General features: G+C 43.8%; 23 protein-coding genes, 2 pseudogenes and 1 other annotated feature. Of the genes and pseudogenes, 16 read left to right on the top strand and 9 right to left on the bottom strand.

The genetic code is table 11. From position 1 onward, the window contains the following. Window positions 1-119 precede the first annotated feature (119 nt). From rfbB to wzzB, 15 genes and pseudogenes are all read left to right on the top strand, one after another. On the top strand, window positions 120-1,205 hold the full coding sequence (rfbB, locus tag ACUU1I_RS06390) for a dTDP-glucose 4,6-dehydratase (protein ID WP_449144817.1): 1,086 nt from the start codon (window positions 120-122) through the stop codon (window positions 1,203-1,205). Next, window positions 1,205-2,104: a dTDP-4-dehydrorhamnose reductase gene (gene rfbD, locus ACUU1I_RS06385; protein ID WP_001023623.1), complete on the top strand. Its 900-nt coding sequence runs from the start codon at window positions 1,205-1,207 to the stop codon at window positions 2,102-2,104. The genes rfbB and rfbD overlap by 1 nt, the downstream gene beginning before the upstream one ends. A gap of 58 nt (window positions 2,105-2,162) precedes the next feature. Beyond that, window positions 2,163-3,041, top strand: coding sequence for a glucose-1-phosphate thymidylyltransferase RfbA (gene rfbA / locus ACUU1I_RS06380; protein ID WP_000857516.1), 879 nt, complete (start codon window positions 2,163-2,165; stop codon window positions 3,039-3,041). A 4-nt stretch (window positions 3,042-3,045) separates the two neighbouring features. Continuing rightward, a complete protein-coding gene (gene rfbC, locus ACUU1I_RS06375; protein WP_001100804.1) occupies window positions 3,046-3,591 on the top strand; it encodes a dTDP-4-dehydrorhamnose 3,5-epimerase in 546 nt (181 codons plus the stop codon). Between the two features lie 15 nt (window positions 3,592-3,606). Next, on the top strand, window positions 3,607-4,863 hold the full coding sequence (gene wzx, locus ACUU1I_RS06370) for an O13/O129/O135 family O-antigen flippase (protein ID WP_000022479.1): 1,257 nt from the start codon (window positions 3,607-3,609) through the stop codon (window positions 4,861-4,863). 29 nt (window positions 4,864-4,892) lie between these two features. After that, window positions 4,893-5,783, top strand: a complete 891-nt coding sequence (locus ACUU1I_RS06365; protein WP_001087601.1) for a rhamnosyltransferase — start codon at window positions 4,893-4,895, stop codon at window positions 5,781-5,783. Then, the gene (rfbG, locus tag ACUU1I_RS06360) at window positions 5,776-6,681 is read left to right on the top strand and encodes a dTDP-rhamnosyl transferase RfbG (protein WP_000556238.1); all 906 of its coding nucleotides are present in this window, start codon (window positions 5,776-5,778) and stop codon (window positions 6,679-6,681) included. Before ACUU1I_RS06365 ends, rfbG begins: the two co-directional genes overlap by 8 nt. Window positions 6,682-6,700: 19 nt before the next feature. Then, window positions 6,701-7,849, top strand: a complete 1,149-nt coding sequence (gene wzy, locus ACUU1I_RS06355) for an O13/O129/O135 family O-antigen polymerase (RefSeq protein ID WP_001059768.1) — start codon at window positions 6,701-6,703, stop codon at window positions 7,847-7,849. A 3-nt stretch (window positions 7,850-7,852) separates the two neighbouring features. Further along, window positions 7,853-8,226 (top strand): annotated as a pseudogene (locus ACUU1I_RS06350) (GtrA family protein). 62 nt (window positions 8,227-8,288) lie between these two features. Then, window positions 8,289-9,227 (top strand): annotated as a pseudogene (locus ACUU1I_RS06345) (glycosyltransferase). A 15-nt stretch (window positions 9,228-9,242) separates the two neighbouring features. Next, entirely contained in the window at window positions 9,243-9,998 is a 756-nt protein-coding gene (locus ACUU1I_RS06340) for a hypothetical protein (protein WP_000571608.1), read from the top strand. A gap of 145 nt (window positions 9,999-10,143) precedes the next feature. Next, window positions 10,144-11,007 (top strand): hypothetical protein, encoded by an 864-nt coding sequence (locus ACUU1I_RS06335; RefSeq protein WP_238341139.1) that lies wholly within the window; start codon window positions 10,144-10,146, stop codon window positions 11,005-11,007. A 108-nt stretch (window positions 11,008-11,115) separates the two neighbouring features. Then, window positions 11,116-12,522, top strand: a complete 1,407-nt coding sequence (gndA, locus tag ACUU1I_RS06330; RefSeq protein WP_000043429.1) for an NADP-dependent phosphogluconate dehydrogenase — start codon at window positions 11,116-11,118, stop codon at window positions 12,520-12,522. A gap of 249 nt (window positions 12,523-12,771) precedes the next feature. After that, window positions 12,772-13,938, top strand: coding sequence for a UDP-glucose 6-dehydrogenase (ugd, locus tag ACUU1I_RS06325; RefSeq protein WP_000704891.1), 1,167 nt, complete (start codon window positions 12,772-12,774; stop codon window positions 13,936-13,938). A 145-nt stretch (window positions 13,939-14,083) separates the two neighbouring features. Beyond that, window positions 14,084-15,061 (top strand): LPS O-antigen chain length determinant protein WzzB, encoded by a 978-nt coding sequence (gene wzzB, locus ACUU1I_RS06320; RefSeq protein ID WP_005049214.1) that lies wholly within the window; start codon window positions 14,084-14,086, stop codon window positions 15,059-15,061. Between the two features lie 185 nt (window positions 15,062-15,246). Here wzzB and hisIE read toward each other — a convergent pair whose 3' ends face one another. The 9 genes from hisIE to hisL all read right to left on the bottom strand — a co-directional run bounded on the left by hisIE (window position 15,247) and on the right by hisL (window position 22,476). Beyond that, a complete protein-coding gene (gene hisIE / locus ACUU1I_RS06315; RefSeq protein WP_000954900.1) occupies window positions 15,247-15,858 on the bottom strand; it encodes a bifunctional phosphoribosyl-AMP cyclohydrolase/phosphoribosyl-ATP diphosphatase HisIE in 612 nt (203 codons plus the stop codon). Beyond that, window positions 15,852-16,628: an imidazole glycerol phosphate synthase subunit HisF gene (gene hisF, locus ACUU1I_RS06310; protein ID WP_000880171.1), complete on the bottom strand. Its 777-nt coding sequence runs from the start codon at window positions 16,626-16,628 to the stop codon at window positions 15,852-15,854. Before hisF ends, hisIE begins: the two co-directional genes overlap by 7 nt. Beyond that, a complete protein-coding gene (gene hisA / locus ACUU1I_RS06305) occupies window positions 16,610-17,347 on the bottom strand; it encodes a 1-(5-phosphoribosyl)-5-[(5-phosphoribosylamino)methylideneamino]imidazole-4-carboxamide isomerase (RefSeq protein ID WP_000586439.1) in 738 nt (245 codons plus the stop codon). Before hisA ends, hisF begins: the two co-directional genes overlap by 19 nt. Next, window positions 17,347-17,937 carry an imidazole glycerol phosphate synthase subunit HisH gene (gene hisH, locus ACUU1I_RS06300; RefSeq protein WP_001103547.1) on the bottom strand — a complete coding sequence of 197 codons (591 nt, stop codon included), beginning with the start codon at window positions 17,935-17,937 and terminating at the stop codon, window positions 17,347-17,349. The genes hisA and hisH overlap by 1 nt, the downstream gene beginning before the upstream one ends. Next, window positions 17,937-19,004 (bottom strand): bifunctional histidinol-phosphatase/imidazoleglycerol-phosphate dehydratase HisB, encoded by a 1,068-nt coding sequence (hisB, locus tag ACUU1I_RS06295; protein ID WP_000080120.1) that lies wholly within the window; start codon window positions 19,002-19,004, stop codon window positions 17,937-17,939. Before hisB ends, hisH begins: the two co-directional genes overlap by 1 nt. Further along, window positions 19,004-20,074: a histidinol-phosphate transaminase gene (hisC, locus tag ACUU1I_RS06290; RefSeq protein ID WP_000108917.1), complete on the bottom strand. Its 1,071-nt coding sequence runs from the start codon at window positions 20,072-20,074 to the stop codon at window positions 19,004-19,006. Before hisC ends, hisB begins: the two co-directional genes overlap by 1 nt. After that, a complete protein-coding gene (hisD, locus tag ACUU1I_RS06285) occupies window positions 20,071-21,375 on the bottom strand; it encodes a histidinol dehydrogenase (protein WP_000009600.1) in 1,305 nt (434 codons plus the stop codon). The genes hisC and hisD overlap by 4 nt, the downstream gene beginning before the upstream one ends. A 5-nt stretch (window positions 21,376-21,380) precedes the next feature. Beyond that, window positions 21,381-22,280 carry an ATP phosphoribosyltransferase gene (gene hisG, locus ACUU1I_RS06280; protein ID WP_000131782.1) on the bottom strand — a complete coding sequence of 300 codons (900 nt, stop codon included), beginning with the start codon at window positions 22,278-22,280 and terminating at the stop codon, window positions 21,381-21,383. Between the two features lie 46 nt (window positions 22,281-22,326). Further along, window positions 22,327-22,450: a sequence feature (His leader region), on the bottom strand. Further along, window positions 22,426-22,476, bottom strand: coding sequence for a his operon leader peptide (hisL, locus tag ACUU1I_RS06275; protein WP_001364200.1), 51 nt, complete (start codon window positions 22,474-22,476; stop codon window positions 22,426-22,428). (Overlaps the previous feature by 25 nt.) A gap of 282 nt (window positions 22,477-22,758) precedes the next feature. Here hisL and yefM point away from each other — a divergent pair. After that, on the top strand, window positions 22,759-23,008 hold a 250-nt coding region (gene yefM, locus ACUU1I_RS06270; protein WP_001259255.1), incomplete at its 3' end, for a YoeB-YefM toxin-antitoxin system antitoxin YefM.

Raw genomic sequence — 23,008 nt, 5'->3', positions numbered from 1 at the left:
TGCATGCAGTGCACTGGTAGCTGTTAAGCCAGGGGCGGTAGCGTGTATTAATACCTCTATTAATCAAATCTGGAGCAGTCTATTTCACAGCATGCTCTATAGCTATATGGAATAAAAAAGTGAAGATACTTGTTACTGGTGGCGCAGGGTTTATTGGTTCTGCTGTTGTTCGTCACATAATAAATAATATGCAAGATAGTGTTGTTAATGTCGATAAATTAACATACGCCGGGAACCTAGAATCACTCGCTGATGTTTCTGATTCTGAACGTTATGCTTTTGAGCATGCAGATATCTGCGATGCTGTAGCCATGTCGCGTATTTTCGCACAGCACCAGCCAGACGCGGTGATGCACCTGGCGGCAGAGAGCCACGTTGACCGTTCAATAACGGGCCCTGCGGCATTTATTGAAACCAATATTGTGGGGACTTATGTTCTTTTAGAAGCGGCGCGCAATTACTGGTCTGCTCTGAATGATGAAAAGAAAAAAAGTTTCCGCTTTCATCATATTTCTACTGATGAAGTTTATGGTGACTTACCCCATCCGGATGAAGCAAATAATAACGAAGCGTTACCGCTATTTACGGAAACGACAGCTTACGCGCCAAGTAGCCCGTATTCTGCGTCTAAAGCTTCCAGCGATCATTTGGTACGTGCCTGGAAGCGGACTTATGGTTTACCAACCATTGTGACTAATTGCTCGAACAATTATGGTCCTTATCACTTCCCGGAAAAACTTATTCCATTGGTTATTCTGAATGCTCTGGAAGGTAAGGCATTACCTATTTATGGTAAAGGGGATCAAATTCGCGACTGGTTGTATGTAGAGGATCATGCTCGTGCGTTATATACCGTCGTAACCGAAGGTAAAGCGGGTGAAACTTATAACATTGGTGGACATAACGAAAAGAAAAACATCGACGTAGTGCTCACTATTTGTGATTTGTTGGATGAGATTGTACCGAAAGAGAAATCTTATCGTGAGCAAATTACTTATGTTGCCGATCGCCCGGGGCATGACCGCCGTTACGCCATTGATGCCGATAAAATTAGCCGCGAATTGGGCTGGAAACCGCAAGAAACGTTTGAGAGCGGGATTCGTAAAACGGTGGAATGGTATCTGGCTAATACAAATTGGGTTGAGAATGTGAAAAGCGGTGCTTATCAGTCGTGGATTGAACAAAACTATGAGGGCCGTCAGTAATGAATATCCTGCTTTTCGGCAAAACAGGGCAGGTGGGTTGGGAACTGCAGCGTGCTCTGGCTCCTCTGGGTAACTTGATTGCGCTCGATGTTCACTCCACTGATTATTGTGGAGATTTCAGCAACCCCGAAGGTGTGGCTGAAACCGTCAAAAAAATTCGCCCCGATGTTATTGTTAATGCTGCTGCTCACACTGCAGTAGACAAAGCGGAATCAGAACCGAATTTCGCGCAATTACTTAACGCGACATGCGTCGAAGCGATTGCAAAAGCAGCTAATGAAGTCGGAGCCTGGGTTATACACTACTCCACTGATTATGTTTTCCCAGGCAACGGTGACACGCCATGGCTGGAAACGGATGCAACCGCACCGCTAAATGTCTACGGTGAAACCAAGCTAGCTGGGGAAAAAGCGTTACAAGAACATTGCGCAAAGCATCTTATTTTCCGTACCAGCTGGGTATACGCTGGTAAAGGAAATAACTTTGCCAAAACGATGTTGCGCCTGGCAAAAGAACGCGAAGAGTTGGCTGTAATAAACGATCAATTCGGCGCACCAACGGGGGCTGAATTACTGGCTGATTGCACCGCTCATGCCATTCGCGTGGCCGCAAATAAACCAGAAGTTGCTGGTTTGTACCATCTGGTTGCTGGTGGTACAACAACCTGGCACGATTATGCCGCTCTGGTATTTGAAGAAGCGCGCAGAGCGGGGATCAACCTTGCTCTTAACAAACTTAATGCCGTGCCGACAACGGCCTATCCCACACCAGCACGTCGTCCCCATAATTCTCGCCTCAATACCGAAAAATTTCAGCAGAACTTTGCGCTTGTCTTGCCTGACTGGCAGGTGGGCGTGAAACGTATGCTCAACGAATTATTTACGACCACGGCAATTTAACAAATTATTGCATCTCGCTCATGATGCCAGAGCGAGATGAATTAAAAGGAATAGTGAAATGAAAACGCGTAAAGGTATTATTCTGGCTGGTGGTTCCGGCACTCGTCTTTATCCTGTGACAATGGCTGTGAGCAAACAACTGCTACCGATTTATGATAAACCGATGATTTATTATCCGCTTTCAACGCTTATGTTGGCGGGTATTCGAGATATTCTGATTATCAGTACGCCGCAGGATACACCACGTTTTCAACAATTGCTTGGTGATGGAAGCCAGTGGGGGCTTAATCTGCAATATAAAGTACAACCGAGTCCGGATGGTCTGGCGCAAGCATTTATCATTGGTGAAGAATTTATAGGTGGTGATGATTGTGCGCTGGTACTTGGTGATAATATCTTCTATGGTCACGACCTGCCGAAATTAATGGATACCGCTGTTAACAGAGAGAGTGGCGCAACGGTTTTTGCCTATCACGTAAATGATCCTGAGCGCTACGGTGTGGTGGAATTTGATGATAACGGTACGGCAATTAGTCTGGAAGAAAAACCGCTGGAACCAAAAAGTAACTATGCGGTTACTGGGCTTTATTTCTATGACAATGACGTTGTAGAAATGGCGAAAAACCTTAAACCATCTGCACGTGGCGAACTGGAAATTACCGATATTAACCGTATTTATATGGACCAAGGACGTTTGTCTGTCGCTATGATGGGGCGTGGTTATGCATGGCTGGACACGGGGACACATCAAAGTCTTATTGAAGCAAGCAACTTCATTGCAACAATTGAAGAGCGTCAGGGGCTGAAAGTTTCCTGCCCGGAAGAAATTGCTTACCGTAAAGGCTTTATTGATGCTGAGCAAGTGAAGGTATTAGCCGAGCCGCTGAAGAAAAATGCTTATGGTCAGTATCTGCTGAAAATGATTAAAGGTTATTAATAAAATGAACGTAATTAAAACTGAAATTCCTGATGTGCTAATTTTTGAACCAAAAGTATTTGGTGATGAGCGGGGCTTTTTTATGGAAAGCTTCAATCAGAAAGTTTTCGAAGAGGCTGTAGGACGAAAGGTTGAGTTTGTTCAGGATAACCATTCTAAATCAACTAAGGGTGTGTTACGCGGACTGCACTATCAGCTGGAACCTTATGCTCAAGGAAAACTGGTACGCTGTGTTGTCGGTGAAGTTTTTGACGTAGCTGTTGATATTCGGAAATCATCACCAACATTTGGCAAGTGGGTTGGTGTAAATTTGTCGGCGGAGAATAAGCGTCAATTATGGATACCGGAAGGATTCGCTCATGGGTTTTGCGTTCTTAGTGATGAAGCAGAATTTGTCTACAAAACAAATAATTTCTATTCAAAAATGCAAGAGCGTGGGATTTTATGGAGCGACAAAAGTATAAATATAGAATGGCCGGTTCAAAATCCATTGCTTTCTGATAAAGATATTAATGGTCAAAAATTTGTAGATGCTGATTATTTTATATGATAAAGAAATGTAATAATGAGCATAATAAAAAATAGTGTCTGGAACCTTTTTGGCTATGCAATACCAACTTTAATTGCTATCCCCTCGCTAGGATTTCTCGCTCGAGGTTTGGGGCCTGAAGGTTTCGGTGTTTATACAATTGCAATTGCACTTGTTGGGTATGCTGGAATTTTTGATGTAGGCCTGACTCGCTCTGTTATTAGAGAAATTGCAATTCATCGTGATAATCATCATGAAAGAACCAAGGTAATTTCAACAAGTACATCTTTTTTGGTGCTATTTTCATGCTTTGGTGCTTTTTTATTATTGATTTTCTCTGATGGAATTGTTAATTATCTAAAAATTTCTGGTGTTGAACATAGTGATATACAACTAGCATTTAAACTGTTGGCTATTTGCATTCCATTATTTATTCTAAATCAATTATGGTCAGCCATTCTTGAGGGGGATGAAAAATTTGGCATTGTAAATATTCAAAAATCTATATCAAGCTCTTGCATCGCGGGAATTCCGGCCATATTTGTTTTTTATAGTGCTACATTGTCGGCAGCGGTTGCTGGTTTAATATTTGCAAGAGTTATTTCGATTTTAGTCTCTGCCTATTATGTCAGGAATGATATTAAAATTTCGGGGGTTCATTTTTGTTATAAAACCTTTAAACGACTCTTTTTCTTTGGCGGTTGGATGACAGTAAGTAATATCATAAGTCCGGTCATGGTGTATTTTGATCGATTTATAGTGTCAAATATTATGGGGGCAGATAAAGTTGCATTTTATTCTGCACCAGCGGAGGTTATTCTAAAATTAGGAATAATACCTGCAGCAATCGGGAGGGCAGTGTTTCCAAGGTTAAGTAACATCAAAGACTTTAAAGAATTTAAACGTAATGTAAATAAATCATTGCTTTTAATGTTTCTAATCTGTTTGCCGGTGATAATCATAGGCTTGTTATATTCAGGGCTTGTATTGAAAATATGGTTTGGTGAGAATTACCAAATTAATTCCTTTAATATATTAAATGTGTTATTGATCGGTTTTTTCTTTAATGCGCTGGCAATGATACCATTCTCTGCAATCCAGGCATTAGGAAAATCTAAAATTACTGCTTTGATTCATTGTGCTGAATTGGTTCCTTATTTAGCCCTTTTGTATTTTATGGTCGAAAAATATGGGTTACTGGGTGCCGCAATATCCTGGAGCATACGTGTAATTTTAGATGCTCTGTTATTACAATGGCTTTATACTAGAATGTGTTCTGTATATGAAAACTAAAATTAACCAATTACTGAGTCACTTGGATAATGAATAGTAATATTTACGCTGTCATTGTGACATATAATCCCGAACTTAAAAATCTGAATGAACTGATCACTGAACTAAAGGAGCAAAATTGTTACGTTGTAGTAGTCGATAATAGGACTAATTTCACCTTGAAAGATAAATTAGCAGACATTGAAAAAGTTCATTTAATTTGTCTTGGCAGGAATGAAGGTATAGCAAAAGCACAAAATATTGGGATTCGATATTCTCTTGAAAAAGGGGCAGAGAAGATAATTTTTTTTGATCAAGATAGCCGTATTCGCAATGAGTTTATCAAAAAACTTTCCTGCTATATGGATAATGAAAATGCAAAAATAGCTGGCCCAGTTTTTATTGATAGAGATAAGTCACATTATTATCCTATTTGTAATATCAAAAAAAATGGTCTTCGAGAGAAAATTCATGTCACTGAAGGACAGACACCGTTTAAAAGTTCAGTAACAATCTCATCCGGAACCATGGTTTCAAAAGAAGTTTTTGAGATTGTTGGAATGATGGATGAGGAACTTTTTATTGATTATGTCGATACAGAATGGTGTCTTAGATGCTTAAACTATGGCATATTAGTTCATATCATTCCTGATATAGAAATGGTTCATGCTATTGGGGATAAGTCAGTAAAAATCTGTGGGATTAACATACCAATTCACTCGCCAGTACGTCGTTATTATCGAGTAAGAAATGCATTTCTTTTGCTTAGAAAAAATCATGTGCCTCTTTTACTCTCTATTAGGGAAGTTGTTTTTTCTTTAATTCATACGACTTTAATTATCGCAACTCAAAAAAATAAAATTGAATATATGAAAAAACATATTTTGGCTACGCTGGATGGAATAAGAGGAATTACTGGGGGCGGTCGTTATAATGCATAGTTCTGATCAAAAAAGAGTAGCTGTACTTATGGCTACGTATAATGGCGAATGCTGGATTGAGGAACAATTAAAAAGTATTATTGAACAAAAAGATGTAGACATCTCAATTTTTATATCAGATGATTTATCAACTGATAATACATTAAATATTTGTGAAGAATTTCAATTATCATATCCCTCAATTATAAATATACTTCCAAGCGTCAATAAGTTTGGGGGGGCAGGTAAAAATTTTTATAGATTAATTAAAGATGTCGATCTTGAAAACTATGATTATATCTGTTTTAGTGATCAGGACGATATTTGGTATAAAGATAAAATAAAAAATGCAATTGACTGCTTGGTATTTAATAATGCGAATTGTTATTCCAGCAATGTAATTGCATATTATCCATCAGGGCAAAAAAATTTAGTTGATAAGGCTCAGTCGCAAACTCAATTCGATTATTTTTTTGAAGCAGCAGGTCCGGGGTGTACATATGTTATAAAAAAAGAAACGCTTATTGAATTTAAGAAGTTCATCATAAATAATAAAAATGCTGCACAAGATATCTGTCTGCATGATTGGTTTTTATATTCATTTGCGCGGACGAGAAATTATTCGTGGTATATTGATAGAAAACCAACAATGCTGTACAGACAGCATGAAAACAACCAAGTGGGAGCAAACATTAGTTTTAAAGCAAAATACAAACGGCTTGGTTTGGTGAGAAACAAGTGGTATCGAAAAGAAGTAACTAAAATAGCTAATGCCTTAGCTGATGATAGCTTTGTGAATAATCAATTGGGTAAAGGTTATATAGGCAATTTGATCTTGGCTTTAAGTTTTTGGAAGTTAAGGCGGAAAAAGGCTGATAAAATTTATATTTTATTAATGTTGATTTTAAACATATTTTAAAAAACATCACCTTACGAATATGAATAATATAAATAAAATTTTTATAACATTTTTATGTATTGAACTGATTATTGGTGGTGGTGGAAGATTACTGGAGCCATTGGGAATATTCCCTTTGCGATATTTATTATTTGTATTTAGTTTTATACTTTTAATTTTTAATTTAGTTACATTCAATTTTTCAATCACCCAAAAATGTGTCAGTCTTTTTATATGGTTGCTTTTATTTCCTTTTTATGGCTTCTTTGTCGGCTTATTAGCTGGTAATAAAATAAATGATATACTGTTTGATGTGCAACCATACCTTTTTATGCTGTCACTTATATATCTATTTACACTAAGATATACTTTAAAAGTATTTTTATGTGAGATTTTTATTAAAATAGTTAATGCATTTGCATTATATGGATCACTGTTATATATTTCATACATAATTTTGTTGAATTTCGGTTTGTTAAATTTTAATTTAATTTATGAACACTTATCATTGACTAGCGAGTTCTTTTTTCGTCCCGATGGGGCTTTTTTTTCCAAATCCTTCTACTTTTTTGGTGTCGGTGCGATTATCAGTTTTGTCGACAAAAAATATTTAAAATGTCTCATAATAGTGCTTGCGATATTATTGACAGAATCAAGAGGTGTATTACTTTTTACAACATTATCACTGTTATTAGCCAGTTTTAAATTACATAAGCTATATTTAAATACTATTATAATAATATTGGGCAGCGTTCTATTTATAATTATGCTTTACATGGTCGGATCACGCAGTGAAGATTCTGACTCTGTTAGATTTAATGATTTATATTTTTATTATAAAAATGTTGATTTAGCGACGTTCTTGTTTGGAAGAGGATTTGGTTCATTTATATTAGATCGATTAAGGATTGAAATAGTACCTCTTGAGATACTTCAGAAAACAGGCGTTATTGGTGTATTTATATCATTAGTTCCTATGTTGCTTATCTTTTTGAAAGGCTATTTTTTAAATAGTACAAAAACATCATTAATGATGTCGTTAATACTTTTTTTCAGTATTACCGTTTCTATAACTAATCCATTTCTTTTTACACCCATGGGAATTTTTATTATAGGCGTTGTAGTTTTATGGGTATTTTCTATAGAAAATATCCAAATTAGTAATAACCTCACTTCTGGAGCAAAATAAAGGATGTTAAAAATAGGGAAGTTATTGACCAGTTCTTTTTTTAGTTATTTTTTAATTGGAATTGTCAATACTGCTTTACATTGGGGGGTATTTTATGCGTGTTATAATAATTTAGCTTTTGGTCAAGGCCGAAGTAACATTGTTGGTTTTATATGTGCAGCAACCTTTTCTTTTTTTGCAAATGCAAGATGCTCATTTAAAGTATCTGCAACCAAGGCTAGATATTTTATATTTATATTTTTTATGGGGGCGATGAGTTATTTATTCGGCGTTTTATTTGAACTCTTAGCTTTATCTCCAATATTTACATTGTTCACCTTTTCTCTTTTTAGTTTGGTTTTAGGATATGCGCATCAAAATATTTCATTTTTCGTTAGTAAACGATTTGTTAAAAACACAATTACTTGCACATTAGCTAAATAGTTTATATGAGGGGCTTATGTATCACTCTTTTAATATCGCTGTAATTATTCCTTGTTATAATGAGCAGAAGGCAATAGCAAAAGTCATAAATGATTTCAAAACGAATATTCCAACTGCTTCTATATATGTATTTGATAATAATTCGACTGACAGTACAGCACAAGTGGCAGAGGATGCTGGAGCAACAGTTCACTCTGTTCCTCTGAAAGGCAAGGGGAATGTCGTAAGACGTATGTTCTCAGATGTAGATGCGGATATTTATCTAATGGTTGATGGAGATGGCACTTATGATGCAAGTTCTGCTCCAGAAATGATTAACCATCTCATAAAAAATCAATTGGATATGGTTGTAGGATGTCGTCAAGAGAATGGAGATCAAAATACATACAGAAAAGGGCATCGCTGAGGAAATAAACTGTTGACTGGTACTGTTCAGACTATCTTTAAAGGGAATTTTACTGATATGTTGTCGGGGTATCGTGTATTTTCCAGACGCTATGTTAAATCTTTTCCATGTCTATCAAGGGGATTTGAAATCGAAACTGAGCTTACAATTCATGCTTTAGAATTACGTATGAAGTATGGTGAGGTTAATACAAAATATGGCGAGCGATCTGAAGGGAGTGTGAGCAAACTATCAACTTGGAGTGATGGGTTCAAGATTCTGAAAACAATAATTAAACTTTACTCGCTTGAACGGCCACTATACTTTTTTAGTATTATCGGCGTTTTACTTGCTGCTTTGTCTATAATTTTAGGATTGCCCATCATTGTTGATTATATTGATACAGGTTTGGTGAGAAGATTTCCGACTGCCTTTTTAACTGCCTCCATCATGTTATCGTCAATAATGGCATTTGTATGTGGCATTATTTTGCATTCAAATACAACAACTAGACGTGAAATGAAGGCATTATTTTATCTTTCTGAAAAAAACTATAAACTGATAATGTAAATAGAGTATTTTACTATGATTGAATTGCCGTTGTATTTGTATGTTGTGTATTGTTTTGCTTTTGGAATGACATTTTTTGTCATTGGTAATATTGTATTGTCATCTTTTTTTAAGGAGGGGGTGGCAGGACTTAACAAATTTTCTTTATTTTTTTATTGCCTATGCATAGGGATGTCTTTAAATATTTTGATAATTTACTTTCTGGGCATGGTCGGGCAATTTAATAAGATTGCTATCTTTTTAATTTTTACGGTGTGTTGGGTTTTAAGCATTATTAAACGTCAGCAATTTAGATGGCTGGCAATAAATAATATTGAGTTCAGTACGCTGTTTGTTATTTTATTTCTTGTTTTGATTTTTGTGGTTACATTGTTATCGTCCCTGCGAGCTCCCGGTGATTGGGATGATACTATGTATCACTTACCTTTGGCTCGTTCATTAGTTGAGCACCATGCAATTGTTGTTGAACAATATTTGCGTTTTCCTCTGTTCCCGCAAAATGCAGATCTTTTAATGGCTTTAGGTTTACAGTTAGGAGATGTAAGGTTAGCTCAGTTTTTAGCAAATATCTGTTTTTTTGTAATAGCCTGTGGACTTGTTGGCTGTTCATGGGAAATTACGAAAACTTATTATCCTAGCATTATTGCTACAATCCTACTATTTACTATCAATCCACTTAAAGATCATCTTGGTTATGCATATATTGATTTAACGCTATCTTTGTTTTGCTGCAGCCAGTATTCTTATATATATTCGCTCAGAAAACAATAAAACACAAAATGAATTAATTTTTTTATGTGGTTTTTTTATTGGAATTGCTTGTGGCGTAAAACTATTTGGTGCCATATATGGAGCCATCATATTTGTTATATTGATAGCGAAAAAGAGAAACATACAGACATTTCTTATTTTTAGCTTGGCAACAATTCTTGGTGGCATTTATTGGTATGTCCGTAGTTTTTGGATCTCTGGTGATCCTTTTAGTCCTGCTGGAGGAAATATATTTGGTCACTACCTATGGAATGAAATTGATCTACAAGTTCAAACAGCAGAACAAGCTCGACATGGTATAAGTCCTGCCACATTAGATTTGCAACAAGCAATTAATAAAGTTGGCAGTGATGTTGTTTTTTATGCTATACTGTCTGTCTTTACACTTAGGAATAATAAAATACTTTGGGTATTTTTCTCGATTGTTTTAACATATGTCTTATTTTGGTTTTCTGTTACGCAAGGTGACAGGTATTTATCACCCATTTACCCATTGTCAGTATTGCTGGTTGCGATCTCAATTGCAAGTTTAATAAAAGATATCAACATTACAAATTACAAGTTGGGACGATATTTTATCCTTGTGTGTATTATTTTTTTTTCGGGGCGATCGTTGCATTTTGAATTCAAATATTTTTATTCTGAATACTTGAATTTTAATTCACGCTTAGAAAGTCGCTATAGCTATGAACTGATGAAGAAAGCAAGTGAATATAGTGAGTTATATGGAGATAATCTTATCCAATTAGGCTTGGAGGATGGTATTTACTTCTATAAAGGGATGGCAATTGGTGACGTCTTTGGATTAGCAAGATATAGTGATTGGACTATTAGTAATCCCGAGTGTGAGGTAATCCCACAGGATGATTTAATAGAGAAGATGAAATCTTTTAATAGTTCGTTTATTGTTATATCTAAACGAAGCTATGCTAATTTTAATCCAGAAAAGTATCCAAAATTCAAAGTTCTTATGGATACACCCAATGGCATACTTATCGCTATAAAGTAAGAAGCATGCTGTAACCATATGTATTCCTTGATTAGAAGATGAAAATCACGACGGTTAATAATATAACGGTTAATAGACGGTTAATAATATAGAAGACAGGAGTAAACAATGTCAAAGCAACAGATCGGCGTAGTCGGTATGGCAGTGATGGGGCGCAACCTTGCGCTCAACATCGAAAGTCGTGGTTATACCGTCTCTATTTTCAACCGCTCCCGCGAAAAGACGGAAGAAGTGATTGCTGAAAATCCAGGCAAGAAACTGGCTCCTTACTATACGGTGAAAGAGTTTGTTGAATCTCTGGAAACGCCTCGTCGCATCCTGTTAATGGTGAAAGCAGGTGCAGGCACGGATGCTGCGATTGATTCCCTGAAACCATACCTCGATAAAGGTGACATCATCATTGATGGTGGTAATACCTTCTTCCAGGACACCATTCGTCGTAATCGTGAGCTTTCAGCAGAGGGCTTTAACTTCATCGGTACCGGTGTTTCCGGCGGTGAAGAGGGCGCGCTGAAAGGTCCTTCTATTATGCCTGGCGGGCAGAAAGAGGCTTATGAGCTGGTTGCGCCTATCCTGACTAAAATCGCTGCCGTGGCAGAAGACGGCGAGCCATGCGTTACTTATATTGGTGCCGACGGCGCAGGCCATTATGTGAAGATGGTTCACAATGGTATTGAATACGGAGATATGCAGCTCATTGCTGAAGCGTATTCTCTGCTCAAAGGTGGCCTGAATCTATCTAATGAAGAACTGGCCCAGACTTTCACCGAGTGGAATAACGGTGAACTTAGCAGCTACCTGATCGACATTACTAAAGATATCTTCACCAAAAAAGATGAAGACGGTAACTACCTGGTTGATGTGATTCTGGATGAAGCAGCAAACAAAGGCACCGGTAAATGGACCAGCCAGAGCGCGCTGGATCTCGGCGAACCGCTGTCGCTGATTACCGAGTCTGTGTTTGCACGTTATATCTCTTCTCTGAAAGATCAGCGCGTTGCCGCATCTAAAGTTCTCTCTGGTCCGCAAGCTCAGTCAGCAGGCGACAAGGCTGAGTTCATCGAAAAAGTTCGCAGTGCGCTGTATCTGGGCAAAATCGTTTCTTACGCTCAGGGCTTCTCTCAGCTGCGTGCTGCGTCTGAAGAATACAACTGGGATCTGAACTACGGCGAAATCGCGAAGATTTTCCGTGCTGGCTGCATCATCCGTGCGCAGTTCCTGCAGAAAATCACCGATGCTTATGCCGAAAATCCGCAGATCGCTAACCTGCTGCTGGCACCGTACTTCAAGCAAATTGCCGATGACTACCAGCAGGCGCTGCGCGATGTCGTCGCTTATGCAGTACAGAACGGTATCCCGGTTCCGACCTTCGCCGCTGCGGTTGCCTATTACGATAGCTACCGTGCCGCGGTTCTGCCTGCGAACCTGATCCAGGCACAGCGTGACTATTTCGGGGCGCATACTTATAAGCGCATTGATAAAGAAGGTGTGTTCCATACTGAATGGCTGGATTAATCTGATTTAACCAACAATAAAATTGAGGCCCGGCGTATATTGCACCGGGCTTTTTTTTGCCAAATATCTTATAGACTAAATTTCACTGCTTAATATTAACTTAATAAACATCAGCTATTCTTATAAAGAAAATCTGAATTGTTTTTCGTTGCGTTGACCATCTGACAACGTAGCGTTAAAACTTTTAGCATCTTATCACGATGCTAAAAACATCATGATTCACAGTTAAGTTAATTCTGAGAGCATGAAATGAAAATCACCATTTCCGGTACTGGCTATGTAGGCTTGTCAAACGGGCTTCTAATCGCACAAAATCATGAGGTTGTGGCATTAGATATTTTACCGTCACGCGTTGCTATGCTGAATGATCGGATATCTCCTATTGTTGATAAGGAAATTCAGCAGTTTTTGCAATCAGATAAAATACACTTTAATGCCACATTAGATAAAAATGAAGACTACCGGGATGCTGATTATGTCATCATCGCCACTCCAACCGACTATGATCCTAAAACTAATTATTTCAATACATCCAGTGTAGAATCAGTAATTAAAGACGTAGTTGAGATAAATCCTTATGCGGTTATGGTCATCAAATCAACGGTTCCCGTTGGTTTTACCGCAGCGATGCATAAGAAATATCGTACTGAAAATATTATTTTCTCTCCGGAATTCCTCCGCGAAGGTAAAGCCCTTTACGATAATCTCCATCCGTCACGTATTGTCATCGGTGAGCGTTCAGAACGCGCAGAACGTTTTGCTGCGTTGTTACAGGAAGGCGCGATTAAGCAAAATATCCCGACCCTGTTTACCGACTCCACTGAAGCAGAAGCGATTAAACTTTTCGCTAATACCTATCTGGCGATGCGCGTAGCATACTTTAATGAACTGGATAGTTATGCAGAAAGTTTAGGTCTGAATACTCGCCAGATTATCGAAGGCGTTTGTCTCGATCCGCGTATTGGCAACCATTACAACAATCCGTCGTTTGGTTATGGTGGTTATTGTCTGCCGAAAGATACCAAGCAGTTACTGGCGAACTACCAGTCTGTGCCGAATAACCTGATCTCGGCAATTGTCGATGCAAACCGCACGCGTAAAGATTTTATTGCCGATGCCATTTTGTCACGCAAACCGCAAGTGGTGGGTATTTATCGTCTGATTATGAAGAGCGGGTCAGATAACTTCCGTACGTCTTCTATTCAGGGGATTATGAAGCGTATCAAGGCGAAAGGCGTTGAAGTGATCATCTACGAGCCGGTGATGAAAGAAGACTCATTCTTCAACTCTCGCCTGGAACGTGATCTCGCCACCTTCAAACAACAAGCCGACGTCATTATCTCCAACCGTATGGCAGAAGAGCTTAAGGATGTGGCAGATAAGGTCTACACCCGCGATCTCTTTGGCAGCGACTAACATCTTGTTATCAGGGCTATTTACGCCCTGATTGTCTTTTGTTACCTCCGCAATAATTCATTATTTTTATCACTTATCCTATAGCATTCACGGGGATTATCGCTAAACTATGCGGACTTGGAAATTTTCGTCAGTTAGGGTAATGATGAGAGTAGAAAATAATAATGTTTCTGGGCAAAACCATGACCCGGAACAGATTGATTTGATTGATTTACTAGTGCAGTTGTGGCGTGGCAAGATGACAATTATCATTTCCGTCATTGTGGCTATTGCCCTGGCTATTGGTTATTTGGCAGTAGCGAAGGAGAAATGGACGTCAACAGCAATTATCACTCAGCCCGACGTGGGGCAAATTGCTGGCTATAACAATGCCATGAATGTTATCTATGGTCAGGCTGCACCGAAAGTATCGGATTTGCAGGAGACGTTAATTGGTCGCTTCAGTTCTGCCTTCTCTGCATTAGCAGAAACGCTGGATAATCAGGAAGAGCCAGAAAAACTTACCATCGAACCTTCTGTTAAGAACCAACAATTACCATTGACTGTTTCTTATGTTGGGCAAACTGCAGAGGGCGCACAAATGAAGTTGGCCCAATACATTCAGCAAGTTGATGATAAAGTGAATCAAGAGCTAGAAAAGGATCTCAAGGACAACATTGCTCTGGGACGGAAAAACTTGCAGGACTCTTTAAGAACCCAGGAAGTGGTCGCGCAGGAGCAGAAAGATCTGCGTATCCGTCAGATTCAGGAAGCGTTGCAGTATGCGAATCAGGCGCAGGTGACAAAGCCACAGGTTCAGCAGACTGAAGATGTGACGCAAGATACGTTGTTCCTTCTAGGGAGCGAAGCGCTGGAGTCGATGATTAAGCATGAAGCGACTCGTCCGTTGGTGTTCTCACCAAACTACTATCAGACACGTCAAAACCTGTTGGATATTGAAAAATTAAAGTTTGATGATCTTGATATTCATGCTTACCGCTATGTGATGAAACCGACGTTACCTATTCGTCGCGATAGTCCGAAAAAGGCAATCACCTTGATTCTGGCAGTGCTTCTGGGCGGCATGGTTGGCGCGGGGATTGTGTTGGGGCGTAACGCTCTGCGTAATTACAACGCGAAGTAATATTATTGTGCATTTAAGAGAAACGGGCAGGGTGGTGACACCATGCCCGTTTTTTTTGCCGGATGCGATGCTGGCGCATCTTATCCGGCCTACGTGTGTTGAGATAATGTGTAGGCACGATAAGTTTGCGCATCGGGCAATGGCTCCGGGTGTGACAACAACATCACACCTGCTCAGCCCGTAACTCACTGATGCCGTTTATGCAGGTTCTCAATTACTGTCGTTAAATCCAGATCCTGATCCTGCAACAGCACCAGCAGGTGATACATCAAGTCAGATGCCTCGTTGGTCAGCTCAAAGCGATCATGTACCGTTGCTGCCAGTGCGGTTTCCACGCCTTCTTCGCCCACTTTCTGCGCAATGCGTTTAGTGCCGCTGGCATACAGTTTGGCGGTGTAGGAGGTTTCCGGGTCGGCATATTTACGTTCGGCGAGCAGTTGTTCCAGTTGATACAGGAACAGCCACTGGTGAGCGGTGTTGCCGAAGCAGCTACTGGTGCCTTTGTGGCAGGTTGGCCCGATGGGATTCGCCAGCACCAGTAATGTGTCGTTGTCGCAGTCCGGGGCAATACTTACCACATTGAGAAAATTGCCCGAGGTTTCGCCTTTGGTCCACAGTCGCTGTTTAGTGCGCGAGAAGAAGGTGACTTTACCGCTTTCGATGGTTTTGTCTAAGGCTTCCGGGTTCATGTAGCCCAGCATTAACACTTCGCCAGATACCGCGTGTTGCACAATCACCGGCATCAGACCGTCGGTTTTTTCCCAGTCCAGTTCGCGACGTTGTTGTTCTGTTAACATATCCTGATCTCCACGCCCTGTGTTGCCAGGTACGCTTTTAATTCGCCAATATTGATTATTTGTTTGTGGAATACGGAAGCTGCCAGCGCACCGTCAACGTCGGCATCGCGGAAGGCTTCCAGGAAGTGTTCCATGGTGCCCGCGCCACCGGAGGCAATCAGCGGGACGTGGCAAACTTCACGCACTTTTTTCAGCTGCTTGAGGTCGTAACCGTTACACACGCCGTCCTGATTCATCATGTTGAGGACGATTTCTCCGGCGCCGCGTTTTTGCACCTCCTCTACCCAGTCGAGCGTTTCCCATTGAGTGACGCGGGTGCGGCTTTCATCGCCGGTATATTGATTTACATGATATTTACCGGTTTCGGCGTCGTACCAGGTATCAATACCAACCACAATACACTGCACGCCAAAGCGATCGGCCAGGCGAGTAATTAATGTTGGGTCTGCCAGCGCAGGGGAGTTGATGGAAATTTTATCCGCGCCAAAGGAAAGAATTTTCGCGGCATCTTCCAGAGACTTAATCCCACCCGCCACACAAAACGGAATGTCGATCACTTCCGCCACGCGAGATACCCAGCTTTTATCTACCACACGGCCATCGCTGGAAGCGGTGATATCGTAGAACACCAGTTCATCTGCACCTTCTTCGGCGTAGCGTTTTGCCAGTGGCACGATATCGCCAATGATTTCATGGTTGCGAAACTGTACGCCTTTCACCACCTGACCATCACGAACGTCGAGACACGGGATTATGCGTTTTGCCAGCATGCGATGGCCTCCTTCACGGTGAATTTACCTTCCAGTAATGCACGACCAACTATTACGCCGCGTACGCCAGTGCCACGTAGGGCAGCAACATCGTTAATGTCGCCAATGCCGCCGGAGGACTGAAACGCCACTTGCGGATATCTGGCACACACTTCTTCATATAAAGAGACGTTAGATCCCGCCAGCGTGCCGTCGCGCGAGATATCGGTACACAACACATGTTTCAGGCCGACGGGCAGATAGGTTTCCACCAGTTGTTCCAGTGAAATGCCCGAGTTCTCTTGCCAGCCGCTGACTGCCACTTGCTTGTTGCCTTGCTCGTCAATACGGACATCCAGTGCCAGCACCAGCGCATCGGCACCGAAACGTTCAAACCAGCCTTTCACTACGTCCGGTGATTTCACTGCGGTGGAACCGACCACCACGCGCGCAACGCCAGCTTCCAGTAACGCCGCCACGTCTTCTTCACTACGAACACCGCCGCCAACCTGCACCGGGACGTTAACGCCCGCGACCAGGGTTTTAATCAGCGGGATTTGACGCTTAGCCGGATCTTTTGCCCCGGTCAGATCCACCAGGTGCAACACTTCGGCACCTTGCGCAGCGTAATCCTGTAAGCGCGGCAGCGGGTCGTTACCGTAATCGCGTTGTTTGCCGTAATCGCCCTGATGGAGACGCACCACGGTGCCGTCGATTAAATCTAATGCCGGAATAATCATCACATCTCCAGGAAGTTTTTCAGCAACTTAGCGCCAGCGGCACCAGAACGCTCCGGGTGGAACTGCACGCCGTAGAAGTTATCTTTTTGTACCGCCGCGGTGAACGGTTCGCCGTAATTACACTGGGCGATGGTCCACGGATTGACTGGCATTGCGTAGCTGTGAACAAAGTAAAAGTACGCGCCGTCTTCAATCCCCTGAAACAGGCGGTTGCCTGCCTGCGGATAAACGCGGTTCCAGCCCATATGTGGCAGTGGCAGACCAAAGTCGGTCATTTTCGGCACGTCTTCGTCGATGATGCCCAGCAAGTCGACGCCATTGCTCTCTTCGCTGCGTCGTCCCAGGAGTTGCATCCCTAAGCAGATACCCAGCACCGGTTGGGTACAGGCTTTGATGAGATCAAACAGCTCGCGCTCACGCACCTGATCCATCGCTGCTTGTGCGGTGCCGACGCCGGGTAAAAACAGTTTATCGGCCAGCAACACAATGTCCGGGTCACGGCTGACTTTGGGTTCATAACCGTGGCGCGCAATGGCAGACTTCACAGAGTTCAGGTTGGCGCAGCCAGTATCAAGGATCACCACGTTCATTACAGCACTCCTTTCGACGAGGGCAGGGTGTCGCCTTCGACGCGGATGGCCTGGCGCAGGGTACGACCAAAGGCTTTGAACAGGCTTTCTACACGGTGATGATCGTTTTTACCTTTGGTTTTCAGGTGTAGTGTCACGCCCATGGTGTAAGAGAGCGAACGGAAGAAGTGTTCGATCATTTCAGTGCTGAGATCGCCCACACGCTGGTAGGTAAACTCGGCTTTATATTCCAGGTGCGGGCGACCAGAGATATCCAGTGCGCAGCGGGCAAGGCATTCGTCCATCGGCAGCACAAAACCAAAGCGGCAAATACCGCGTTTGTCGCCGAGGGCAATTTTTAACGCTTCGCCCAGCGCCAGGCCGGTATCTTCGACGGTGTGGTGATCGTCGATATAGAGGTCGCCTTTGACATTGATTTCCATGCGGAAACCGCCGTGGGTGGCGATCTGATCCAGCATGTGATCAAAGAAGCCAACGCCGGTGTTAATCTTGCTGCCACCTTCGCGATCCAGCCACACCTGGACGTCAATCTGCGTCTCTTTGGTGTTGCGCACTACATGGGCGTAACGGTCTCGTTTAGTGAGTTGCTCGCCAATCATTGGCCAGTTCAGGGTTTCGCGGTCGTAGCGTAAACCATTAATGCCCATGTTTTCCGCCAGTTGAATGTCGGTCGCGCGATCGCCAATTACATAACTGTTGGCACGATCCATCGCTTGCTCAGCCAGATAACCCTCCACCAGTTTTACTTTCGGCTTACGGCAGTCGCACTCATCGGCGGGCAGGTGCGGACAAATCAGCACTTCATCAAACTGCACGCCTTGCGAGGTGAAGATCTGCATCATCAGGTTGTGCGGGCCATCAAAATCCGCTTGCGGGAAACTTTGTGTTCCCAGACCATCCTGATTAGTGATCATCACCAGCTTGTAGCCCTCTTTTTGCAGCTTCAGCAATTCCGGGATCACGCCCGGTTCAAAGGCGAGTTTGTCAAAACGGTCCACCTGAAAATCACTCGGCGGTTCGCTAATCAGGGTTCCATCGCGATCGATAAAAAGATACTTCTGACTCATCAAACTTGCTCCGCACGTAAGGCGTCAATGACGCGCTGGCTTTCTTCACGGGTTCCGACGGTAATTCGCAGGCAGCCGCTTAAAGAGGGTTGTTTATTCTGATCACGTAAGATAATGCCCTGATCCCACAAAGATTTAAACACTGCACTGGAGGCTTTAAAGCGCGCCAGAATGTAGTTGGTTTCAGAGTCGAAAACCTGCTCCACGCAGGGGATCTCTTTCAGTGCGGCAATCAGGTATTCGCGTTCTGTAATAATTTGCGCCACCCGTTCGCGCATGGCGACGATTCCCTGCGGGCTTAACGCCTGTGCGGCAATGTCGGCAACCGGCGTCGAGAGCGGGTAGGGGGGGATCACTTTCATCAGCAGGTTGATGACTTCTTCGTTTGCCAGCGTAAATCCGCAACGAAGCCCCGCCAACGCGAAGGCTTTCGAAAGGGTACGCAAAATCGCCAGGTGCGGATATTCCGCCAGCCAGCCAGCTAACGATGCCTGCGGGCAAAACTCGATATAAGCTTCATCGGCAACCACAATCGCCTTACCGCGGGTTAGCTCCAGCAGGGTGCGAAAATCCTGCGGATTGATCAGTTGCCCGGTGGGGTTGTTGGGGCTGCAAACATAGACCACTTTTACGCCGTCCAGCTTGTCGGAAATGCCCTGTAAGTCCAGTTGCCAGTTTTCCAGCGTCGGCACTGTGCGGCATTCGACACCAATGGTTTCAGCGCTGACGCTGTACATGCCGTACGTTGGCGGGCAGTAGAGGATGGCGTCTTTACCCGGTTCGCAAAAAGCGCGGATCAGCAGTTCAATACCTTCGTCCGCACCACGGCTGACCAGCACCTGTTCCGGTTTTACGCCTGCATATTGCGCGTAATTTTCAATCACCGCTTTTGGCTGGCATTCCGGGTAGCGGTTGAGCGTTTGCTGAGTAAGCTTAAACTCCACGGCTGTGGGATATTCGTTGGCGTTCAGCCAGACGTCGCCGTTACCGCCCAGACGACGCGCCGACTGATACGGCGTCAGGTTGCGGACGTTTTCACGCGCTAAATCAGTAATAGTCACGGTGCTCATGCTTGCTCCTTAAGGACGTTAACACGCAAAGTAACGGCATTTTTGTGGGCGGTCAGGCGCTCGGCGGCGGCCAGTGTTTCAATGGTCGAAGCCAGCGCGGAGAAACCTTCTTTCGACAGTTCCTGTACGGTCATGCGTTTCTGGAAATCTGCCAGCCCGAGGCTGGAACAGGTGGCGGTGTAACCGTAAGTCGGCAGCACGTGGTTGGTGCCGGAGGCGTAGTCGCCTGCCGATTCCGGTGACCAGTCACCAAGAAATACCGAACCGGCGCTGGTGATGCCATCGACCAGTTCGCGGGCGTTGCGGGTCTGAATGATCAGGTGCTCCGGGCCGTACTGGTTGGAGATCTCCACGCACTGCGCTAAATCTTTAGTCACGATCAGGCGGCTGGCGTTCAGTGCCTGGCGGGTGGTTTCGGCACGCGGCAGTTCTGCCAGTTGGCGTTCGACGGCCTCGGCAACGCGACGCGCCATATCAGCATCGGGGGTCAGTAAAATTACCTGTGAGTCAGGGCCGTGTTCAGCCTGAGAAAGCAAATCAGAAGCCACAAAATCCGGCGTAGCGCCGCTGTCAGCAATCACCAGCACTTCCGACGGGCCTGCGGGCATATCGATCGCCGCACCGTCCAGACGCTGGCTTACCTGGCGTTTTGCTTCGGTGACAAAGGCGTTACCCGGCCCGAAGATTTTGTCCACTTTCGGCACAGATTCCGTACCAAACGCCAGCGCGGCAATGGCCTGTGCGCCGCCGACGTTAAACACGTCCTGCACATCGCACAGCTGCGCCGCATAAAGAATTTCATCGGCAATCGGCGGCGGTGAGCACAGCACCACTTTTTTACAGCCCGCAATACGCGCCGGAGTTGCCAGCATTAATACCGTTGAGAAGAGCGGGGCGGAGCCGCCCGGAATATACAAACCCACTGAAGCCACCGGGCGCGTGACCTGCTGGCAACGCACGCCTGGCTGCGTTTCTACATCTACCGGCGGCAGTTTTTGCGCAGTGTGGAAGGTTTCAATACTCTTTACTGCCACCGCCATCGCCTGTTTTAGCTCGTCGCTCAGGCGTTCGCTGGCGGCGGCGATCTCATCAGCAGACACCTTCAGCGCGGTAACCGTGGTTTTATCAAACTTCGCGCTGTATTCACGCAGGGCCTCATCGCCACGCGTTTTCACGTTATCGAGAATATCGTTAACGGTGCGGGTAATGCTTTCAGAAGCGGAGATCGCCGGGCGCATTAACAGCTGGCGTTGTTGCTCCGCAGTACAGCTATTCCAGTCAATGATTGTGTTAAAGCTCATGGCGATCACTCCATCATCTTCTCAATCGGCAGGACCAGGATTGAACTGGCACCCAGTGCTTTCAGTTTTTCCATCGTTTCCCAGAACAGGGTTTCGCTACTCACCATGTGCATCGCTACGCGCTGTTGATCACCCGCCAGCGGCAGAATGGTTGGGCGTTCGGCACCTGGCAGCAGGGCGATGACTTCATCTAGGCGTTCGGTCGGTGCGTGCATCATGATGTATTTTGATTCGCGCGCCTGGATCACACCCTGAATACGGGTCAGTAGCTTGTCGATCAGTTGCTGTTTAGATTCTTCCATTTCGCCATCGCGCTGGATCAGGCAGGCTTTCGAGCGGTAGATAACTTCGACTTCGCGCAGGCCGTTAGCTTCCAGCGTGGCACCGGTGGAAACCAGATCGCAAATCGCATCCGCCAGCCCGGCACGCGGCGCAACTTCGACAGAACCGTTCAGTAAGCAGGATTTAAAAGAGATACCTTTCTGGTCGAGATAACGCTTGAGCAGGTGAGGATAAGAGGTGGCGATACGTTTACCGTTTAAGGAGAGCGGACCGTCCCAGGCTTCATCAACCGGCGTTGCCAGCGAAAGGCGGCAGCCGCCGAAATCCAGACGACGCAGGGTAAAGTAGCGCGGATCTTCACCCTGGGCGCGGCGGTTAAGCAGCTCTTCTTCCAGCACGTTTTCGCCGATAATCCCAAGGTCTACCACGCCGTCCATTACCAGACCGGGAATGTCATCGTCACGCACGCGCAGAATATCAATCGGCATGTTTTCTGCCATCGCGATCAGGCGCTGGGTGTGAAGATTGATTTTAATGCCACAGCGCGCCAGTAATTCGCGTGAGTCATCACTTAAACGGCCGGATTTCTGCATAGCTATGCGTAAACGAGTGTTGTCTGTCATTTTCTTATTCCTCTTTAAACCTGTCTGAACCGTTAACAACCGCGCAATAAAAAAGCCCCCGGAAGGTGATCTTCCGGGGGCTTTCTCATGCGTTCATGCACCACTGGAAGATCTGAATGTCTTCCAGCACACATCGCCTGAAAGACTAGTCAGGATGATGGTGATGATGGTGGTGTTTAAATTGAACGCGTGTCATAAAAATCTCTGTGAATGTTTATTCAACTGATGTCTTTTAACCTAAACCACTTTCACGTTAGAAAGCAAGGGCTTTTTTATATATTTTATGGCGATGGATTTGTTTAATGAATGAGCGGGGAAAGGAGGGGGCTAAGAGGACTGTCCTCTAACTTGACAGCACCAAAAAGAGCAAAGTCTGATTTTTCGTCTCGCTGGCAATGTCTTGATCTACAAACTAATTAATAAATAGTTAATTAACACCTATCATTGTACAATGAACTGTACAAAATAGGAGATTTACATGCGTACAATTAGCTACAGCGAAGCGCGTCAGAATTTGTCGGCAACAATGATGAAAGCCGTTGAAGATCATGCCCCGATCCTCATTACTCGTCAGAATGGAGAGGCTTGTGTTCTGATGTCACTCGAAGAATACAACTCGCTGGAAGAGACGGCTTATCTACTGCGTTCCCCCGCTAACGCCCGGAGATTGATGGACTCAATCGATAGCCTGAAATCAGGCAAAGGAACGGAAAAGGACATTATTGAGT

The sequence above is a fragment of the Shigella sp. SIG3 genome (assembly GCF_053555855.1).
This window is presented reverse-complemented; position numbering and strand designations above follow the sequence as displayed.

What these genes read in the sequence shown, in the direction of transcription:
- rfbD (WP_001023623.1), top strand. Translation starts at nt 1,205, where the DNA reads ATGAATATCCTGCTTTTCGGCAAAACAGGGCAGGTGGGTTGGGAACTG.
- rfbA (WP_000857516.1), top strand. Translation starts at nt 2,163, where the DNA reads ATGAAAACGCGTAAAGGTATTATTCTGGCTGGTGGTTCCGGCACTCGT.
- rfbC (WP_001100804.1), top strand. Translation starts at nt 3,046, where the DNA reads ATGAACGTAATTAAAACTGAAATTCCTGATGTGCTAATTTTTGAACCA.
- wzx (WP_000022479.1), top strand. Translation starts at nt 3,607, where the DNA reads ATGAGCATAATAAAAAATAGTGTCTGGAACCTTTTTGGCTATGCAATA.
- ACUU1I_RS06365 (WP_001087601.1), top strand. Translation starts at nt 4,893, where the DNA reads ATGAATAGTAATATTTACGCTGTCATTGTGACATATAATCCCGAACTT.
- rfbG (WP_000556238.1), top strand. Translation starts at nt 5,776, where the DNA reads ATGCATAGTTCTGATCAAAAAAGAGTAGCTGTACTTATGGCTACGTAT.
- wzy (WP_001059768.1), top strand. Translation starts at nt 6,701, where the DNA reads ATGAATAATATAAATAAAATTTTTATAACATTTTTATGTATTGAACTG.
- ACUU1I_RS06340 (WP_000571608.1), top strand. Translation starts at nt 9,243, where the DNA reads ATGATTGAATTGCCGTTGTATTTGTATGTTGTGTATTGTTTTGCTTTT.
- gndA (WP_000043429.1), top strand. Translation starts at nt 11,116, where the DNA reads ATGTCAAAGCAACAGATCGGCGTAGTCGGTATGGCAGTGATGGGGCGC.
- ugd (WP_000704891.1), top strand. Translation starts at nt 12,772, where the DNA reads ATGAAAATCACCATTTCCGGTACTGGCTATGTAGGCTTGTCAAACGGG.
- wzzB (WP_005049214.1), top strand. Translation starts at nt 14,084, where the DNA reads ATGAGAGTAGAAAATAATAATGTTTCTGGGCAAAACCATGACCCGGAA.
- hisIE (WP_000954900.1), bottom strand. Translation starts at nt 15,858, where the DNA reads ATGTTAACAGAACAACAACGTCGCGAACTGGACTGGGAAAAAACCGAC.
- hisF (WP_000880171.1), bottom strand. Translation starts at nt 16,628, where the DNA reads ATGCTGGCAAAACGCATAATCCCGTGTCTCGACGTTCGTGATGGTCAG.
- hisA (WP_000586439.1), bottom strand. Translation starts at nt 17,347, where the DNA reads ATGATTATTCCGGCATTAGATTTAATCGACGGCACCGTGGTGCGTCTC.
- hisH (WP_001103547.1), bottom strand. Translation starts at nt 17,937, where the DNA reads ATGAACGTGGTGATCCTTGATACTGGCTGCGCCAACCTGAACTCTGTG.
- hisB (WP_000080120.1), bottom strand. Translation starts at nt 19,004, where the DNA reads ATGAGTCAGAAGTATCTTTTTATCGATCGCGATGGAACCCTGATTAGC.
- hisC (WP_000108917.1), bottom strand. Translation starts at nt 20,074, where the DNA reads ATGAGCACCGTGACTATTACTGATTTAGCGCGTGAAAACGTCCGCAAC.
- hisD (WP_000009600.1), bottom strand. Translation starts at nt 21,375, where the DNA reads ATGAGCTTTAACACAATCATTGACTGGAATAGCTGTACTGCGGAGCAA.
- hisG (WP_000131782.1), bottom strand. Translation starts at nt 22,280, where the DNA reads ATGACAGACAACACTCGTTTACGCATAGCTATGCAGAAATCCGGCCGT.